Below are 19,030 nucleotides of genomic sequence, written 5' to 3' on the forward strand. Positions count from 1 at the left end.
AGTTTGGGGTGTATTTAAGGTAAGGATACGGGGGAGCTTTCGCTCGCTAGGACTTGTTTCTCGAAAGGGAGTACCCGCAGCTGGCAGTTTCGATCGGGACAGCGCCAGCAGCGCGGTTGGGCTTCGCCGCACTCCGGAAGCGGGTGCTCGCGTTCTACCGAGCTGCCGAAGCCGATAACCGCAGTTACGGTCGCGAGGGGGTGCATGAAAAACGATTCCGCGTCGAAGTTGACGCCGATTTGCTGCAGCGGCAGCGCTTCCGCGAATCGTGCCTGCAAGGAATGCGGCAAGCGGTCGGTACCGGGTGAAAGGCTATCGCCGATCTTGCAGTCCGGATAGCGTTGGCTCAGTTCGCGGCGGGCCTTCACTAGGCTGTCGCGGGCAATGGCGGTGGCGATAGCGGTGTAGACGTAAGCCTTCATCGGATCGTCTTCCCGCATCACGAAGTCATCCCATTCGGAGCTGATGGTTCCGGCTACCAAAGCTGCGTATTCGGGAAGCTGCAAGTAGCGTTGCAGCCGTATCGATTTTCCTAGTACAGCTTTGATTTGCTCGCTGCGCCCGATGGTCCAAGCCAGTTTCGGACGAGCGATTGCGGCGGCAACCGGCAAGCTCTCGTCGATCAATCGGGTCAGCCGCTTGCGGATCGGTTTACCGGGAGGAATGCCCATGCTGCGAAGCACCTTATCGTAGCTAAGGATCGGAGAAAGGTGTAGGATTTCAGGAACGAGTTCTTGCACAGCAAGGGGCAATTCGGTTCCGGAACTATAGGTAATTCGGGAGCTTTCCGTCTTGGCCGATCGGGCGGTTTGTGATTAGACAATATGGCTATAGCTTTTGCGGTTCTTAATATTGAAGTCCGTAAGTCATAGAAGTTCAGCTGGTAAATGAAAACGACGGGTGGTTCTGATGAGTAGACGGATAAGAAATTATACGAATGATGACGGGGCGAAGGGACAAGCGCGTCGGCACGAGCCCATGGGGGTGCCCATGCCGGATGCCGGCATCTATATTCTAGAGAGCCACCACTCTGCGAGTTTCCGCATGGCGATGGGAAGCTGGCCGTTTCACAAGATCTGCTGGGTTCCGGTGGGTCGCGGTTTCTTGGAGTTCGAGGACGGGCGCGTGGTGCTAGGCACCCATGCTTTTGCGGTCGTACCGAAGGGGTGCGAGCACCGATTCGTCGACGATCCGTCGGAGCCGATGACCTTGATCATCGCTTGCGCCACGGAGGCTGCCCTGCGGGGCGAGGGAACCTTGGCCTCCCTGTTCGCGACGTTGCTGCAGCGCTTTCCGCGTAGCAAGGCGGTCCGAGCCCGCAGCGCCTACCACTTCAGCTTGATGCGCGATTGCCTGCAGGGAATGCTGCGGGAGCAATCGCGCGGCGGCTTGGGCAGCGGAGCGATGCTGCATGCCCTTTTGACTCAATTGGTGGTGGCGATGGTACGGGGCGCGGAACCGGGGGGAGTGGTGGACCACGGGCCGGCCGCCGCGCTGGAAGGATTGCTGGAGGAGCTGGAAAGCCACTTCGATCGACCGGTATCGCTGGAAGAGGTCGCGGAGCGTTGCGGGCTTTCGCCGCGACGTTTTACGCAGCTCTTCAAGGAGCGTACCGGTTCGACTTTGGTCGAGTACGTGAACCGCTTGCGCATCGATTACGCGAAGGAGCGCCTGCGCGAGACGGGTCACGTCGCCTACGCCTGCCACGAATCGGGGTTTCAGGATTTGGCCTATTTTTACCGCAGCTTCAAGCGCTACGTCGGCTGCACGCCGGGGGCCTTCGTGAAGGCCGAAGCGGCTGGCAAGGATTGACGAACGATGGCAGCTTCGCCTGCGGAAGAGCAGCAGGAGACAGGCGTTTTACAGTAAATGACGATACGCTCGCCTGCCCCCCTTGTCGGAGGCAGGCTAGAGGGATGCTGCGTTTGCCGTTTTTGCTTCTCCTGTTCCTCGCTTTGGCGTCGCCCTTGATCCTTAAAGCGGAGCGCCCTGCCATCGCCTATACGCTGAGCTTTTCGGACGCCCGCAATCATTATCTCGACGTGGAGATGCGGATACCTGCCGAAGGGAAACGGGAGCTCGAACTGTTTATGCCGGTTTGGACGCCAGGCTCGTATTTGGTGCGCGAATACGCTCGAAACATTATTTCCTTGGAGGCGGCGGATGGCAGCGGAAAGCCATTGCAGGCCCAGAAGACCAGCAAGAATCGATGGCGAGTGGATTTGCGGGGTAGCGATACCCTGGTCGTGAACTATCGACTCTTCAGTCGAGAAATCAACGTGCGGTCCAATTGGGTGGAATCGGACTTCGCGGTTATCAATGGAGCTCCCACCTATTTGTCAGTGGTGGACGACTACCAGCGGCCCTACGAAGTGCAGGTCGAATTGCCCGAAGGGTGGAAACGCAGCTGTTCCCCGCTCCCGGCAGGGAAGGAGCCGAACAGTTACCGGTCGCCCGACTTCGACACCCTAGTCGACAGCCCGATGGTGGTTGGCACGCCCGAAGTGGACCGTTTCGAGGTGGACGGAGTCGAGCATTATCTGGTGACGCTTGGCGGCGGCGGGGTTTGGGACAACGAGCGAGCCGCCCGCAACGTGCAGCATCTGGTGGAAACCCAGCGGGACTTCTGGGAAAGCCTGCCGTATTCAGAACCTTACTACTTTTTCAATTTGCTCACGGGCTCCCGCGGAGGCTTGGAGCATCGCCAGTCGCTAGTGATGACCGCGGACCGTTGGTATTCGAAGAATAGGGGAGGAATTCGGTCTTGGCTCTCGCTGGTGAGCCACGAGTTCTTTCACGCGTGGAACGGGAAGCGGCTGCGGCCCGTGGAACTGGGGCCTTTCGAGTACGAGCACGAAAACTACTGTTCGTCCCTCTGGGTGGTGGAAGGGATCACCAGCTACTACCAGCACGTGCTCCTGGCTCGAGCCGGCTACAACACGGTCGACCAGTACCTGGGCGCCTTGAGCGGCTCGATTGCCGGTACGCAGCGGACTCCGGGTCGTATGGTGCAGTCCTTGAGCGACTCTTCCTTCGACGCTTGGATCAAGGCCTATCGCCGCGACGAGAATTCGGTGAACGCGCTTTTCAGCTACTACTCCGGCGGAGCGGTGGCAGGCTTCCTCATCGATGCGGAGATCCAAAGAGCGAGCGAGGGAAAGGCGTCCCTGGACGACGTCCTGCGATTGGCCTACGAACGCTACAGCGGGGAACATGGCTATTCCGAGGACGAGTTTATCGCTCTGGCGGGCGAGGTGGCCGGCAAGGACCTGAGCGCTTGGTTCGAGCAACTGGTGCGGGAGCCGGGCGAATTCGACTACCAGCCTGCCCTCGATTGGTACGGACTTGAGTTCGAGGCCCCGAAAGCGTCTACAAATAGTGGATACTTCCCCGTGGAGGAAGAACCGGCGGACCTGCCTCGGGGCTGGCTGGGGGCTTCCACGAGCGAGAGCGGCGGCATCTTGAAGGTGACGTCCGTGCCGGCCGGAACCTCTGCGTCGGAAGCTGGCCTCTACGTAGACGACGAGATCATCGCCATCGATCGCAACCGGGTGGACGCGAAGCAGCTGAACCGGATCGTGGGCCTGCTCGGGGTGGGGGCGGAGATCGACTTGCTCGTCTCGCGGCAAGGGCTGTTGCGAACCTTGAAAGTGGAGCTCGGGGAAGAGCCTAGCGAAACCTGGCGCTTGCGGGTGCGCAGCGACCAGAGCGAAGCTCAGGCAGCTCGCGTTGCCCGGTGGTTGGGAAGCCCGGACCAGGCGAGGGAGTAAGTAGGGCTCTCTCGTTTCTCGCGGCGGCCGGCTGGCGGTTTGGCTAGCAGTCCAAGTGGAAGTAGAAGCGAGTACCTTCGCCCTTGGTGGATTCTATCCAAATCTCGCCACCGTGGGCTTCGATGATCTTCTTGCAGATCGACAGGCCGAGTCCGGTTCCTGTCTTGCCTTGGGAGTCGGCGAGGCGTTCGAAGGGGAGGAAGATGCGGTTGGATTCCTTGTCGTCGATGCCGATTCCATTGTCCTCCACGCAAATCACGGTGAGGCCATCCTCCCGGGAGCTGCTGACGCGGACGACGGGATCGACGCCATCCCGGCTGTACTTGAGGCCGTTTCCGATGAGGTTCTGCAGGACATGGTGCATCAGCCCCGGGTCGCCCCGGACCGCTGGCATCTCGCTGGCTTCGACCGTGCCCTTGGTCTCCTTGATGAGTTCGGCCAAGCTCGAACAAACCTCGGAAACGAGGGAAGTGGGCCGGATCTCGAGACGCTCTATGGATTTGCGCCCCAGGCTGGAAAGCTTGTGCAGGTCTCCCACCAAGGTGATGGAACGGTGGGCGCTTTTCTTCAAGAGGTCTAGGCACTCCCAGGCTTCCTGGGTCGATTGGCCTTTGGAAAGTTCCAGCTCGATGAGCTGGGCGAAGCCCTGGATGGCGTCAAGCGGGGAAACGAGGTCATGGGCGGCCATGCTTCCGAAGTACTGCAGGTCCGCGAGGCTATCCTCCAGCTTGCACTTCTGCGTCCAGCGCTCGAGCGCGTAGCGGATGCTGCGCAGGAGGGTGCGCGGAGTGATTTCTTCCTTGCTCAGGAAGTCCATGGCGCCGAGCTTGAGGGCCTCCTCCCCTAGGTTGAGGTCGGAGATGGCAGTGAGCACGACTACCGGAACGGAGGGGCAGGAATCGAGGAATAGGCTGAGCGTATCCAGTCCAACCGTTTCCGGAAGCCCGAGATCGAGAATGGCAAGCTCCACCTTTTTAGTGCGAGCGATCTGCAGGGCGTCGGTCAGGTTGTTGGCTCGGGTGATCCGCGTAGTGCTGAAGCTGCGCGCGGCGAGCGTAAACAGTTCGGCATGGTCTTCGTTGTCCTCGACTAGCAATAGCTCTACTGTGGAAACCTTTTTGGAGGCTCGGGGCGCTTGAATCGAATTTGCCATAAATACTGAGATACAGAGAGGTCGCGCAGCGCCGCATCCTAATTGCATCGGTTGCGCTACAGGCCGGTCTTGCTGGGCTAAGGATTTGAGAAAAAGAGGCTTTGGCAAGTTCAGCCGCCGCTTTCTGAGTTAAATCTAGGACTCAAGTTAGGGAAAATACGGTGCCGGACTTGCGGTGGGCTAACGATTCGCTTGTATTCCCGAGTGCCTGTGTTTTCGAAACTCAAAAGTCGGTGGTTGGGAGCCTCCATTGCCTTAGCCCTGCTCTTAGTAGCGTTCGTGGTTGCCGCCCTGGTTCCCAGCGACTACGTAGAGCGGCTGTGCGCTGCCGACTATATGCCGCACGGTCACTGTTACTTTTGGGAGGCGGATATCCTATGGCTGCATGTGGTATCGGATTCCTTGGTAGCGCTGAGCTACTTTACGATCCCGCTTTGCCTGGTCCTGATCGTTCGGCGGCGCAAGAACTTGAAGTTCAAGGGGGTCTTTTGGCTCTTCAGCCTGTTCATCCTCTTCTGCGGGCTTACGCACGTATTCGAAATCTACAGCGTTTGGCATGGGGCCTACCGTTTGACCGGTACGGTGAAACTGGCGACGGCCATCGTTTCGGTGGCCACCGCGATCTATCTGGTTCGGGCCATGCCTATGCTGACGAAACTGCCCTTGCAGCACGAATACCAGGAGGTTGAGCTAAAGCTGCGGGATCGTGACAGCTTGTTCCAGGCGATCCTGAGCGGCGGTTTGGAAGCCTTTGTCACCGTTAAGCCAATACAGTTCAAAAAGGGCGGGGCGACCCGGTTTCTGGTGGACGCCTTCAACGATATGGCCATTCGGGAGATAGGGATGCCGGCGGAGGCTCTCACTGGAAAGGATATCGAACACGCGCTTCCCTTCGCCAGAGATATTGGGCTCTCGGACCTGCTGCATGAATGTTTAAGCAGTGGAGCCGCCCACCATTCCGAGTTCGAGCTGGCAAAAGGGAGCGAGGATCCGCGCTGGATCAGCGTCAAGATCGTTCCAGCCGCTTCGCGCTTGGCGATTTTCTTTATGGATGTTTCCCAGGCTCGTCTGACGGAAAGGCGCTTTCAGCAAACGTTGGAGAAGCGCGTCGAAGCGGCCCTGAAGGAGCGGGACATAAATGCGGCTCGGGCCGAAGCTGCAATGGCGGCTGCCGCCCACGGAATCCTCGTCGTCGACGAGGGTGGAACCATCGTCCAGTGCAACAAGCAGTTGTTGCAGTTTTTTGGGTACAAGGAGGAAGAACTCATCGGAAAGCCGGTCGACATGCTGGTGCCAATCGGCGCACGGGAGCGGCATTCCAAGCATGTCGAGGAGTTTCGCGAAGAGCTAACGCGTCGTCCGATGGGGCAAGCGATCGAGAACCTGTCGGGCCGCCGCAAGGACGGGTCAACCTTTCCGGTGGAGATCGGGCTCAACCCCTTCGAGACTCCGGAAGGCCGCTTCATCTCCGCGTCAGTGGTCGACATCAGCGAGCGCCTGGAGGCCCGCGCGGCGCTTCGCGAAAGCGAATTGCTCCTTCAGCAAGCGACCAGCGGAGGAAACGTAGGGATTTGGCACTGGTACGATATCCATGAGGACAAGCTCTATTGGAACCCGAAGATGTATGAGCTTCTTGGGTACAGTCCGGACGAGATGGAAGCCACCTATGAAAACTTCAAGACCCTGCTGCACCCGGAAGACTTAAAGCCAACCTTGGAGGCCTTGAAAAGTTGCTTTGGCGACAAGTCCCATTTCGAGCACGACCATCGCCTCCTGACCAAAAACAATGGGTACCGCTGGTTCTTTTCCGCCGGCCAATTGGTCGAGGATGGGCAAACGGGCAATGCTAAGCTCGTCGGTTCGATCATCGACATCCAGAAGCGCAAGGATCACGAAAAGGAGGTCGAAAAGGTGAACGAAATCTTGGCTGCCAAGAACCGGGAAATGGAGCAGATGACCTATGCGGTGTCCCATGACCTCAAGGCGCCCTTGGTTTCGATCCTAGGTTTGGTGAACCTGCTCCAAGTCGGTGGCTACGAACTGGACGAGGATGCGGCGGGGTTACTGGCTAGGGTCGAGAAGGCGGGTCGCCAGATGCAAAACCTGATCCACGACATGCTGGAAATCACCAAGGTCGGCAACGTCGAGGGAAAGCATGAAGCGGTGGATACGCTCGAAATCCTCAACGAACTGAAGGATTTGTTCGAGAACGACTTCAAACGGCGCGGCTGCGAGCTTCGCATCGACCCGAGCATCCCTTCGATTTGGACCAAGCCGGTCTTGCTCAGGCAAGCGGCCCAAAACTTGATCTCCAACGCCCTGAAGTACGGTTGCACAGCTGAAGCTCCCACGATCGACATCTTCGCGAGAGAATCCGAGGGCGGCCTGGACCTTGTCTTCGAGGATAACGGAAAGGGTATCCCTGCCGCCAACAAGGAAGATGTATTCAAATTATTCCGACGTCTCGACAGGGACGAGGAGGGCAGCGGTCTGGGCTTGGCGATCGTGGCCAAGATTATGAACATGCTCCGAGGGGCGGCCTTTTTGGAGGAGCACGATGGACCGGGGGCTCGCTTCGTGCTCCGGTTTCCTTTGCCCAAAGCGAACGCAGCTCCAAGCGAAGCCAGCGCCTCCAAAGAGGGGCCACGCCTCGTATTCTCGGACAAGACGCTGCCGCCAGCAGTGGAGGCCCCGAGCGGTGGCCTGACCGAACATTTCAGGAAGTTCGTCTACGCGACCGCCCACGACTTCAACGCTCCTCTCATCACGATCAAGGGGCACCTCGACTTCCTGCTCACCCATGGAGCGGATGACCTGCAGAGCGACTACCGCAAGCTCGTCGAGCAAAGCAAGAACGCCGCAAACCGCATGACGGAATACCTCGAGGCCCTTGTCAGCTACGGCGAAGCCATTTTGGACGACTCCAAGCATCGTCCCGTCAAGCTGGAGCTGCAAGCTCTCGTCGAATCGATTGCCGACAAGTGGCGAGACTCGAAGGAGCATGGGCATGTATCCATCGTCCTAGGAAAGCTTCCGGAAATCGACTGCATCAACCCTGATCTGGCGCGAACCCTGTTCGAGAACCTGCTGGACAACGCGGTCCGCTTCGCCAGCGAAGGCGAAGCCCCGGAGGTCGAGCTAAGCGTTACGGAAACCGATACGCACTGGGCTTTCAGCATCCAAGACAATGGCCCCGGCCTGGCCTCTTCGGAAGCGAAGGCGAACCTCGCCCCCTTCGGTCGCCTTGGGCTTCAGGAGGTAGATAAAACGGGTATCGGTTTAGCGACTTGCAAAATGATCGTGGAGCTCCATCGAGGAACGATATGGTTAGACCCGGATTACCAAAAGGGAGCGCGAATCCTCTTTACGCTGCGCAAGAGTCGATAGTTGAAGCATGAATACAAATGCAATTAAGTCGGTCGTGCTCGTGGACGACAATCCGGACGACCTGTTTATCAACAGCCTGGTAGTGCAAAGGTCGAAACTGGAGAAGGAGCCAGTGCAGTTCAGCAACCCCGTTTCGGCGCTAAGCTACCTCGCAAAAACGCCCCTGGATGGAGCGCGTATCGTATTTTTGGATATCAATATGCCCTACCTGGATGGCTTCGCCTTTCTCGAGCGCTACGAGCAAACCTGCGCCCAGCAGAACGCGGGAGACTTGATCGTTATGCTAACGACTTCCATGCACAGCGAAGACCGGCAGCGCGCCGAGTCCAACAAGTTGGTACGGCGCTACCTGCGAAAGCCGCTCACGGTGCAGGACCTTGAAGACCTGGTAGAATCGCTCTAGCTCATTCGGCGGACTTCTTGGCAGGAGCCCGTCGCTTCTTCTTTTGGCCGATGTTCAGGTAGGTCTTGGTCTGTAGCTGCTGTTCGTAAAGCTCCATGAATCGAACGCCGTCGCGAGGACGCACGATGTCTTCCTTGGTAGCCTTGTCGATTTGCCGCTTCAGGTTCTGGCAGAGGCCTTCCGCCGAATACTGTACGCCTTCGAGCACGTCCTTCATGCGATAGCCCTTGATGGTATCTTCGATGTAGAAGCCGTCGTCCTCGTCTTCGTCGAGGAAGACGTGCACTTCGTTCACCCGGCCAAAGAGGTTATGGTTGTCGCCCATGATGTCCTGGTAGGCGCCCACCAGGAAGAAACCGAGGAAGTAGGAGTCCCCCTTCTTGAGCGGGTGCAGCGGCAGGTACTGCTTCTCGTCTTCCAGGTCGATGAACTTGGATACCTTTCCGTCGCTGTCGCAGGTGATGTCCACAAGGATGGCGTTCACGCTGGGCCTTTCGTTGAGGCGAGCGATGGGAGCGATGGGAAAGAGCTGGTCCAAGGCCCAGTGGTCCAGCAGCGACTGGAATACGGAGAAGTTGCAGACGTACTGGTCGGAGAGCAGTTCGGAGAGGCCGATCAGCTCCTCCGGCTGGTATCCACGAGCCTTATACACCTTTTGCTCCAGGCGATTGCAGATCTGCCAGAAGAGGGATTCGGCTTGGGCGCGGCCGACGAGGTCGAGGTAGCCATGGGAAAAGAGGGAATCCGCTTCCTCCTTCTTTTGCAGGGCGTCGTGGTAGATTTCGAGGGCGCCGTACTTGGTGCGGCCGTTGAGCATCTCGTGCAGGTCGGCTACGACCTGGTCCTTGATCTCGTCCTTGCGCACCTTGAGCAAGGACTCGCGCTTGGAGATGCGTCCGAAAACTTCCGTGATGAGGATACTGTGAGGAGCCACGATGGCTCGGCCGCTCTCGGTGGTGAGGTCGGGGCAGGGCACCTTCATCTTGGTGCAGATCTGCTTGACGTTATAGACCACGTCGCGGGCGTATTCCTCGAGGGTGTAGTTGGTGGAGCTCTCGTAGTTGGAGCGGGAACCGTCGTAGTCGATGCCCAGTCCGCCGCCCACGTCGAGGCTCCCCATGGGGAAGCCCATCTTCTTGAGCTGGCAGTAGTAGCGGGTCGCTTCCACTACGGCGTTCTTGAGAGTGATGATGTTCGGCACCTGGGAGCCGATGTGGAAGTGGAGCAGTCGCAGGCTTTGCTTGAGCTCCGCCTTCTCCAGCATGCGGGCCGCTTCCAGCATTTCCATGGAGGTGAGGCCGAACTTGGCGTTATCGCCCGTGGAGGTGGCCCATTTGCCTTCGCCGCGGGTGCCGAGCTTGGCTCGCAGGCCGACGAGCGGATCGACCTTGAGCTCCTTGGAGACCTTTACGATCAGTTCCACTTCGCTCAGTTGCTCGGCCACGATGATGATCTCCTTGCCGATCTTGCGGTAGTTCAAGGCGAGGCGGATGTAGTCCTCGTCCTTGTAGCCGTTGCAGATCAGGAGCCCGTTGGAGTCCTGGTGCATGGCCATGGCGATCAGAAGCTCCGGCTTGCTGCCGGCTTCCAAGCCGTAGCCATGGGGCTCGCCCGCGTCGCGGATTTCTTCGATCACTTCGCGGAGCTGGTTCACCTTGATCGGGAAGACGCCCCGGTAGCGGCCCGAGTAGTTCTCTTCGGCGATGGAGTCGGCGAAGGCCTTGTTCAGGCGTTGCACGCGGTTTCGCAGCAAGTCCTGGAAGCGGATCACCATGGGGGCCTTGATGCCCTTGCTGGCGGCCTCCTTGATGACGTCGTCGATACGCACGGCACGCTCGTCAGCTTCTGGGTGGGCGCACACGAAACCTTCCTTGTCGACGGAAAAGTAGGGCGTGCCCCAACGGTTGAAACCATAGAGACGCTCTGCTTCAGAGGTCGTCCATCGCGATTTTGGGCTGGTGCTCAAGGGTGTTCTAGCGTTCAGGTTATGGCTTGCATTTTGAAAAGCCGCTAGCTTGAGTACGCGCCTTTCAATTTCAAGAACCCTTTAGTGTTAAAATTCCCGCATCTGTAATGGATATTTCTTCAATCGTACTGGCCCAAGAAGCCGCTCCACAAGGGGGCATCATGAGCTTCCTTCCTTTCATCGTCATCTTCGCTGCGATGTATTTCCTCATCATCGCTCCGCAGCGCAAAAAGCAGAAGCAGCACCAGCAGATGATCACCGAGCTCAAGAGCGGCGCGGAAGTCGTGACCAGCGGCGGAATCTACGGCACCATCACCAACGTGAAGGACGACCGTTTCGTGCTCAAGATCGCCGAGAACACGAAGATCGAAATCTCGAAGGCCTCCGTCGCTTCGGTTATCACGCCAGCGGAATAGAGCTTTAGATTTTAGCCAAAATAGTTTCAAAACAAGAGCCACGCCCCGACCGGCGTGGCATCTCTATTATTATTAGACAGTCTATAACCCTAAAGTAACCCGATGTCCGGAAAGTATTTTTGGAAGCTGGCACTCACCGCGATCATTGTCGCGTTTTGCCTATCGTACCTAGTCCCCATGTCCGACCAGGACTTTGCCGAGCACGTGACCGAGCGTTCCGGCGACCCTGAGTTCGCCGCTCTGGTGGAGCGCGCCAAGACCCTCTCCGAGGAGAGCCAAGGCAGCACCCGTCCCCTCAGCGTCTACATGGCCCTCAAGTCCATCGCCAACGAGGAGCGGATCGACATCAGCCAGTACTTCAAGGGGCTCGAGCTCGAGTCGAACCTGCGCAACATCGAGAAGCGCAACAACATCTTGCTTCCCGAGCTGCTCGAGGACTCCAAGGCCAACTTGAAGAAGGGCCTCGACATCCAAGGCGGCATTTCCGTGACCTTCGAGGTCGATCCCGTCGCCCTGGCCGAGGTTCCTGCCTCCCAGCGCAACGAGAAGCTCACCGACGCGATCAACATCATCGAGCGACGCGTCAACAGCTACGGCGTGAGCGAGCCGATCGTACGTCCCGTAGGCGACAACCGCATCGAAGTTCAGATCGCTGGCGTCAACACCAAGGACAATCCTGACATCATCGAAACGATCCAAGCTCCTGCTAAGCTGGAGTTCCGCGAGGTCCATCCGTCGGCCAATCCTCTGACCGACCCGACTCCGACTGGCTACGTCGAGATGCAGGAAGTCGACGACAACGGGGAGCGAGAGATCGTGCGCCGCTACTACGTGAAGCGCCTGCCCGCCCTTTCCGGCAAGTACGTCAAGGACGCCTTTCCCCGCACCAATCAAGTGGGCGGCCTGGAAGTCATTCTGCAGTTCGACGACGAGGGAGCGAAGCTCTTCGCGGACGTAACCGAAAGGCTGGGAGCCATCACCCAGCGCGGCGAGCAGACCCGTTCCGGCGAGGTCGGCTTGCTAGCCATCGTGCTGGACGGCCACTTGCAATCCGCCCCGCGCGTCAGCGAACGCATCGCCGGCGGCAGCGCTCAGATCACGGGCAACTACACCCAGCGCGAGGCCGTCAACCTGGCCAATACTTTGAACAACCCGCTGGAGCTTCCGCTCGAAGTGGTTGAGATGTACGAAGTCGGTCCCTCCATGGCGAAGGACTCCATCGATTCCGGCGTCAAGGCTTCCATCATCGGTATCACAGCCGTATCGGCCTTCATGATCGCCTACTTCATGATCGGCGGCGTCATCGCCCTCGTTTCCGTCGTATTCAACGTGATCATCGTGCTCGGCGTCCTGGCCAGCTTCGGCGCCACGCTTACGCTTCCCGGTATCGCCGGTATCGTGCTCACGGTCGGCATGGCGGTCGACGCGAATATCCTGATTTTCGAGCGTATCCGCGAGGAACTGCGAGCCGGCAAGTCGCTCAAGTCCGCCGTGGAAGGCGGCTTCGACAAGGTGTTCTCCACCATCTTCGACGCGAACGTCACGACCTTGCTCGTTTCCTTCGTCATGTACGGCCTGGGAACCGGCCCCGTCAAGGGCTTCGGTCTAACTCTCGCCATCGGTGTGATCACCACCATGTTCTGCGCCCTGATCATCAGCCGCGTGCTGCTGGAACTCCTTTTCACCACCGGCGCCGTCAAGTCCTTCAAGACGCTATCGGTTTTCGACGCCTCCAACATCGACTTCATGAAGTTCCGCAAGCCTGCCTTCATCGCCTCCTGGTGCTTGGTGGCGGTCGGCTGCGTGGTGCTCGCCATGAAGTGGGACGGCATTTGGGGCATCGACTTCACGGGGGGCGACGAAGTGATCCTATCCTTCAACGAACGACTCGACGAAGGGCAAATCCGCGACGCGCTCGCGGCTGCGGAGATCGGCGAAGTCAATCCGCTCTACCAAGCCCAGCTGGGCGGCGGCGAGGAACTGTTGCGTATCCAAACGGGCTTTGAAATGGGAGAGCCAGCCGTAGACGCCTTGGTCAAGGCGTATCCGCAAGCTGGCTACCAGATGCTCGGCAAGAACGAGATCGGTCCCTCCGTGGGCGCCGAGATCCAGAAGAACGCCTTGCTCTCCATCGCGTTGGCCCTAGGACTCATTTTGCTCTACATCGCCTTCCGCTTCGAGATCGGCTACGGTATCGGCGCCGTGGTGGCGACCATCCACGATATCCTTCTCACCGTTGGCGTATTCGTGCTCGTTCCCGGACACCAGTTTACGGCTCCCATGGTGGCAGCGATCCTCCTGATTGTCGGTTACTCCTTGAACGATACCATCGTCGTCTTCGACCGTATCCGCGAGGAACTTACGCTGCGACCGACCAGCAAGCTTCGCGAAGTGATCAACATCGCAATGAACGCCGTCATCACGCGTTCCTTGCTCACCAGTATCACGACTTTGCTCGCATCGGTCTCGCTCATGGTATTCGGCAAGGGCGTCATCAACGACATCGCCTTCACCTTCACCATCGGTATCATCACCGGTACCTTCTCATCGATCTTCATCGCGAGTCCGGTGTTCTACTTCTACCACAAGGGCGACCGCCGCAGCGTCGAATCCAGCCACGACATCGTGCCTGAGTACGATTGGCAAGTTAGCACCAAGGTGGCCTCCAGCGGTACGTCTAAAGAAGACTAACCCTTGGCTATCTGGGAATACAGTCCACCGGAGACCGATCTATCTAAGGAGTATATTTCGTCACTTAAGGTCGGTCCGACCGTAGCCGAGTTGCTCGCTCGGCTCGATTTCGCCGACGTCGAGGAAGCCAGGCGCTTTCTCGACCCGCGGCTTGGCGCCATCGATTGCCCTTTCGAGATTCCAAACCTCGAAAAGGCGGCCGTCCGCATTTCGCAGGCGATCGACAACCGCCAGCGCATCGTCATCTGCGGCGACTACGACGTCGACGGCGTCACCAGCACCGCGCTGATGGTGGCGATCCTGCAGGAGTTCGAAAACTATCCTGCCTACATCGTGCCGCTCCGCCTGGAGGAAGGCTACGGCCTGTCCGAGAAGGCGGTCGAGCGGGCCCTCAACAAGGCGAACCAGCCGGATCTTTTCATCGCCCTCGACTGCGGGACCAACTCCGTCGAGGCCGTGCAAAGCATCCTGGATTCGGGCTGCGAAGTCATCATCGTAGACCACCACCAAGCCAAGGAGGAGCTTCCCGGGGAAGTCACCTTGGTCAATCCGCACGTCAACGACCGCGAGAGCGAAAACCATTGCCAGCTCTGCACCGTCGGACTCGTCTTCAAGCTGGCCCACGGCATCCTGAAGATCCGCCGTGGGCTGGACGACCAACGGGCTTTCGACATCAAGCTGCGCAACTACCTCGACCTCGTTTCCATGGGCACGGTCGCGGACATGGTTCCGCTCAACAAGGAGAACCGCACCTTTGCCCGCATCGGCCTGCAGGTCCTCAGCAAGACCGAACGCATCGGGCTCAAGAACCTCATGAAGGTCTCCGGCGTGGCGGCTCGGCACGGCGTCAACCCCATCGACGTCTCCTTTCGCCTCGGCCCTAGGATCAACGCCAGCGGGCGCCTCGCTGACGCTTCCGTAGCGGTGGAGCTCATCCTGAGCGACGATCCGTCCTTCTGCCTGGAGACCTCGCTCCAGCTCGATTCCTTCAACCGCGAGCGCCAAGAGATCGAGCGAGCCATGACGGACAGCGCCATGCAGCAGATCAAGGCCGAGCAATCCGAGAGCAGCGGCTTCGTGGTCTACGGCGACGACTGGCATCCGGGCGTGGTCGGCATCGTGGCCAGCCGCGTATCCAAAGCCTTCAACCGCCCCGCAATCGTGCTCGGCAGGGAAGGGGACCTCGCCAAGGGTTCCGGGCGCAGCATCGACGGCGTTAATTTGGTCGAAGTGCTCGAACCCTTTTCCGACAAGCTGGAGAACTGGGGCGGGCATCCCATGGCGGTCGGCATTTCCATGAAAACGGAGCGGGTGCCGGAATTCGCGGCCTTTTTCGACAAGGCCCTAGCCGAATACCTCGCCACCCACCAGGTCGAGAAGAAGCTTCAGATCGCCGCGTGGCTGCGTCTCGAGGATATCAATACGAAGCTGATGAAGGACCTCTCCCTGCTCGAGCCATTCGGGCAGGCCAATCCGGAACCTATCTTCGGGGCTCGCCGCATCCTTTTCGGCTCCAAGCTCACCGTTTTCAAGGACATCCATTTCCGCTTCACCTTGCCAACCCGCCACCATCAAGTGATCTCCGGAGTCGCTTGGAAGATGGCGGACCGCATCCCGCCCGCCCGCACGCCCATCGATATCGCCTTCCGGCTCGTCTGGAACACCTTCGGCAACAAGAAGGCCCTGCAGCTCGAACTGGTCGATTGGCACGAGAGCTGAGGCTGCGCCTTGACGCTCCCCGAAAAAGGGTGATGAACCAAAAAAAAGGACGGCTCCCTCTGGGAAGCCGTCCTCAAACTGTTGATACGCGATCAGCGCTGCGGTCTACTTGACTTGGCTGTTCTCGACTAGCTCCTTGAGCTCGGGATGAATGCCGTCGTTCTGCACGTAGCGCTTGTCCTTCCAGCTTACGTAGCGGAAACCGCCCAGCACGGCTTGCTTCTCCGCGTCGTTCTGGGCCTGCGTTAGAGCGGCGCCTGCCAGATCGTACTTACCTTCGATGGAATAGCTACTGTCGCTGCCGAGGATGATGCGGCCAATACCCTTGAAGCACTGCTCGCGGAGCTTGTCGTCCGCTCCCGGCTGCTTCGCAATTGCCAGCAGGGCCTCGCCTCCGTCCCAATTTCTCCAGGAGGGAAGAATGCGCATCACCATTTTTTGGATACTCTCGTCTCCGCTCTCGTAGGCAGCGACCAGGTAGTCGACCATCTCTTGGGTCGGCGCGGAGTCCGCAACCAGCATCAAGGCCAGCTTGCCATCGGTATCGGCCCGTTCGAACCCTGCCTGGAAGGCGGACCAAGCCGCAGCAGGGTCGCCGACGCGCAGGGTCATGCGCTTGAGGATCTTTTGGGCCTCCTTGCGCAAGCCGGAGTCCTTTTCGTCCAGGACGATGGATACAAGCACCGCATGGCTTTCCGTGTTGCCGATTCGCTCCATGGAAGCGATCGCTTCTTCGCGCAGGGCCACGTCTAGGCTCGCGTCGGCCGCGAATTCGTTGACGAGCTCGGCGATTCCGGAACTGGCGCGATAGCTCATCGCCTTCAGGGCCTTCGCGCGCTCGGCGGCTTCGCCCTTGCGGGCGGCGGCGAAGAGGTTGCGGTCGAGCCGGGGATCCTGGATCGAGGCAAGGGTGTCGATGGCGGTTTCGCTCAGGTCCTTCGATCGGGAGTCGCTCAAGGCCAAGACTGCGTCGAGGCTCTTAGCGGTCCCCACGCGGCCCAAGGCTTCGAGGACCTGCAGCTGCAAGGTTTCGTTCTCGCTCGAAAGCAGGGCGATCAGCTGGTCTTCGACTTTGGGCGAGACCTTGCCTTGCAAGGCTCCTACCACAACGATCTGCTGGGCGACGTCTCCCGAAGAAAGCATACCCAGGGTTGCTTTAAGTAAGCGACCTTTACCGGAGGTAGCGGCAATGCGAATGTATTCAGGAAGTGGCGACTTGCGCAGGATTACCTCGGCAGCCTTAGGACTCTTGGCCGCGATCTTCGCGAAAATCGCAGACTTGATGGCTTCGTTATCCGTCTTTTTGAGTTGGGATTGAAGTTCGCTGAGCTTGTTGCTCAAGACCAAGGATTCTTCCGAGCTCGGTTCCCAGGAGAGGGCGCTGAGCGTGGTCTTGACGGCGTCGACCAACTCTCGGCTGTCGGAGCTGAGCAGACGTTCCAGGGGAGCAATGGAGGCTTCGGAGCCGATTAGCTGCAATTGGCGAAGGATCCAGAGCTGGGTGGTCAGGAGCGTTTCGCTTTCGAGGCGCTCGAGCAACTGGGCTTCCACCAAGGCTGGCTGATCTTCGTTTCCGGGGGCTCCGGCTTGCGAGACGGCGTCTTGCAGGTCCATCTTCGCCTCGTAGCGAGCGTCGTAGTCGTCGCCGTTGAGACGCGAAAAGATCGATTCCAGGTCTTGCTCCGGAATTTGGCTGTAGGACAGCGGCAGCGCGAGCAGGGCTACGCCGGCAGCTAGGGATTTTAGGGAGAGGTTCGTGTAGAAATTCATGGCGTTCGTTTTCGTCTGTATACGCTTTTAGGATACGGTTAGGCTGGCAGTTCGTAGCCTGCGCGGCGGGGGCGATCCTGCCAAAGCGCCGCTCGTGGGTCGTCCTGGATCTGTTCGGTCTTGGGATCCCACTTGATCGGACGGTTGAGACGTTCCGCGATACCGGCCAGCTGGCAAACGGTAGCGGTACGGTGCCCTACGGATGCCGGACAGATCGTGGGCTTGCGGGTATAGATTCCTTCGACCCAGTTTCCGCGATGGTCCGTGCTCTTGTACAAGCGCGTATCCGATGGGCTGAGCGGGGTGCCCGCCAAGGAAGTCGGCGTGGTGTCGATCAAGCCGTTGCGGCTGACCATGACTTCCCCTTCTTCGCCGACGAAGCGGATCATGTGACCCTTGCGGTCGCCCCAGTCGCGAATGACGCGAATCCCGTCGTCGTACTCGAAATACTGATACGGCTGGTCGTAGTCTTGGGGGACGAAGAGGACGGGACCGCTGTCGTCGCGATCGAGCGCCCACTGGGTGATGTCGTAGTGGTGGGCGCCCCAGTCTCCGTTCTTGCGGGAGCCGTATTCCCAGAAGCATCTCCAGCCGCCGCCGTAGTTGCTCTTCACGCGCTCCTTGTGGTAAGGCTCCCAAGGAGCGGGGCCAAGCCACTTGTCGTAGTCGAATCCTTCGGGAACCGGTTGCTCCGGATAGTCGGTGGGAGCGGGGAAGGAGCCGAGGCCGCAATACACTTCCTTGACCTTGCCGATCCAGCCGCTGCGCACGATCTCCGCCGCCTTGCGGAAGGCGCTTTCGGAACGCTGCTGGGAACCGACCTGCAAGATGCGCTTGTAACGCTTTTCCGCAGCCACCATGGCCTTGCCTTCCTCGATCGTGAGGGTCATCGGCTTCTCCACGTAAACGTCCTTGCCGGCCTTCATGGCGGCGATGGAGATGGCGGCGTGCCAGTGGTCCGGCGTTCCGATCACCACTGCGTCGATGTCCTTGCGGGCGAGCAGCTCCTCGTAGTGATGGTAGCCGACGCAGGCGTTGTTTTCGCGTTGGCATTCTTCGAGGGCGCTTTGCAGGCGGTCCTCGTAGAGGTCGCACACGGCGGCCACCACGGTGTTGGCGCGCCCGCGGAAGTAGCTGCGGTGCCCCTTCATGATGAGACCGTTTCCGATCAAGCCGATGTTGATGCGGCTGTTAGGGCCGGGTTGGCCGCGGCCGAGCGTGGCGGCGTTAAGGAACATCGGAGCCGCAAATGTCGATGCGGCTGCAATAGCCCCTTTTTTCAAAAAGGTACGGCGATTCTGGGGAGAAGACATAGTGGGTTACGTAGTTTCGATTTGGGATTCGATACATCCTCGGGACGGGATCGCTCCCGCCCCTCAGGCTAGTGGTTCTGCATCATGGTGGGAGCCGAGAGGATTTCACCAAAAAAAGATGCAGAACGCCAAAGCGGCATCCGAACTTTTGCGTAGAAAATCCGAGGCTTTGCCGCAAGCCCAGCTAACAAGCTGGCTGGCGGCTCGAAAGGGGCAGTCAGCAGGCTCGCCGCATCGACTACAGGCGCGCGAAAAAAATGCGTTGGCGGTAGTTCGGGAGCCTAGCAAAAATAATAGTTAGGCTAGGGTTTGGCGAAAAGGGCCTACGTTCCTAAGCGTCGAGACGCCCTAGCCTGAATAATTCACGAAAAAAGACGCTGCATTGGCAAATGCTTCCTGTTAAGGAAGTTGTGTGATCAAACCAAAAACAGCGTCTTTGAAC

At 59.1% G+C, this 19,030-nt stretch carries 12 protein-coding genes; 7 read left to right on the forward strand and 5 right to left on the reverse strand.

All coding sequences use genetic code 11. The annotated features are described in order from the left end of the window. Positions 1 to 14 precede the first annotated feature (14 nt). Positions 15 to 740 (reverse strand): hypothetical protein, encoded by a 726-nt coding sequence (locus QEH57_RS23525; protein ID WP_309009254.1) that lies wholly within the window; start codon positions 738 to 740, stop codon positions 15 to 17. Positions 741 to 909: 169 nt separating this feature from the next. Here QEH57_RS23525 and QEH57_RS23530 point away from each other — a divergent pair, with 169 nt between their 5' ends. Next, positions 910 to 1,812 (forward strand): AraC family transcriptional regulator, encoded by a 903-nt coding sequence (locus QEH57_RS23530; protein ID WP_309009255.1) that lies wholly within the window; start codon positions 910 to 912, stop codon positions 1,810 to 1,812. Positions 1,813 to 1,916: 104 nt separating this feature from the next. Continuing rightward, positions 1,917 to 3,770: a PDZ domain-containing protein gene (locus tag QEH57_RS23535; RefSeq protein ID WP_309009256.1), complete on the forward strand. Its 1,854-nt coding sequence runs from the start codon at positions 1,917 to 1,919 to the stop codon at positions 3,768 to 3,770. 43 nt (positions 3,771 to 3,813) lie between these two features. On the opposite strand, the gene QEH57_RS23540 is transcribed toward QEH57_RS23535, so the two are convergent. Next, complete coding sequence (locus QEH57_RS23540) at positions 3,814 to 4,923, reverse strand: ATP-binding protein (RefSeq protein WP_309009257.1); 1,110 nt, start codon at positions 4,921 to 4,923, stop codon at positions 3,814 to 3,816. 237 nt (positions 4,924 to 5,160) lie between these two features. Here QEH57_RS23540 and QEH57_RS23545 point away from each other — a divergent pair, with 237 nt between their 5' ends. Then, complete coding sequence (locus tag QEH57_RS23545) at positions 5,161 to 8,310, forward strand: ATP-binding protein (protein ID WP_309009258.1); 3,150 nt, start codon at positions 5,161 to 5,163, stop codon at positions 8,308 to 8,310. Between the two features lie 7 nt (positions 8,311 to 8,317). Then, positions 8,318 to 8,713: a response regulator gene (locus tag QEH57_RS23550; protein ID WP_309009259.1), complete on the forward strand. Its 396-nt coding sequence runs from the start codon at positions 8,318 to 8,320 to the stop codon at positions 8,711 to 8,713. Position 8,714: 1 nt separating this feature from the next. Here QEH57_RS23550 and speA read toward each other — a convergent pair whose 3' ends face one another. After that, on the reverse strand, positions 8,715 to 10,679 hold the full coding sequence (speA, locus tag QEH57_RS23555) for a biosynthetic arginine decarboxylase (protein ID WP_309009260.1): 1,965 nt from the start codon (positions 10,677 to 10,679) through the stop codon (positions 8,715 to 8,717). Between the two features lie 107 nt (positions 10,680 to 10,786). Between speA and yajC the strand changes: the two genes are divergently transcribed. From yajC to recJ, 3 genes are all read left to right on the forward strand, one after another. Next, the gene (yajC, locus tag QEH57_RS23560; protein WP_309009261.1) at positions 10,787 to 11,095 is read left to right on the forward strand and encodes a preprotein translocase subunit YajC; all 309 of its coding nucleotides are present in this window, start codon (positions 10,787 to 10,789) and stop codon (positions 11,093 to 11,095) included. A gap of 177 nt (positions 11,096 to 11,272) precedes the next feature. Beyond that, positions 11,273 to 13,786: a protein translocase subunit SecD gene (gene secD / locus QEH57_RS23565; protein WP_309009262.1), complete on the forward strand. Its 2,514-nt coding sequence runs from the start codon at positions 11,273 to 11,275 to the stop codon at positions 13,784 to 13,786. Positions 13,787 to 13,789: 3 nt separating this feature from the next. After that, a complete protein-coding gene (gene recJ, locus QEH57_RS23570; protein ID WP_309009263.1) occupies positions 13,790 to 15,505 on the forward strand; it encodes a single-stranded-DNA-specific exonuclease RecJ in 1,716 nt (571 codons plus the stop codon). 105 nt (positions 15,506 to 15,610) lie between these two features. On the opposite strand, the gene QEH57_RS23575 is transcribed toward recJ, so the two are convergent. Together QEH57_RS23575 and QEH57_RS23580 are read right to left on the reverse strand one after the other, a co-directional pair. Then, entirely contained in the window at positions 15,611 to 17,275 is a 1,665-nt protein-coding gene (locus QEH57_RS23575) for a HEAT repeat domain-containing protein (RefSeq protein WP_309009264.1), read from the reverse strand. 38 nt (positions 17,276 to 17,313) lie between these two features. Next, positions 17,314 to 18,588: a Gfo/Idh/MocA family oxidoreductase gene (locus QEH57_RS23580; RefSeq protein ID WP_309009265.1), complete on the reverse strand. Its 1,275-nt coding sequence runs from the start codon at positions 18,586 to 18,588 to the stop codon at positions 17,314 to 17,316. Positions 18,589 to 19,030 lie beyond the last annotated feature (442 nt).

It is taken from the genome of Pelagicoccus sp. SDUM812005, assembly GCF_031127875.1.
GTDB lineage: Bacteria > Verrucomicrobiota > Verrucomicrobiia > Opitutales > Opitutaceae > Pelagicoccus.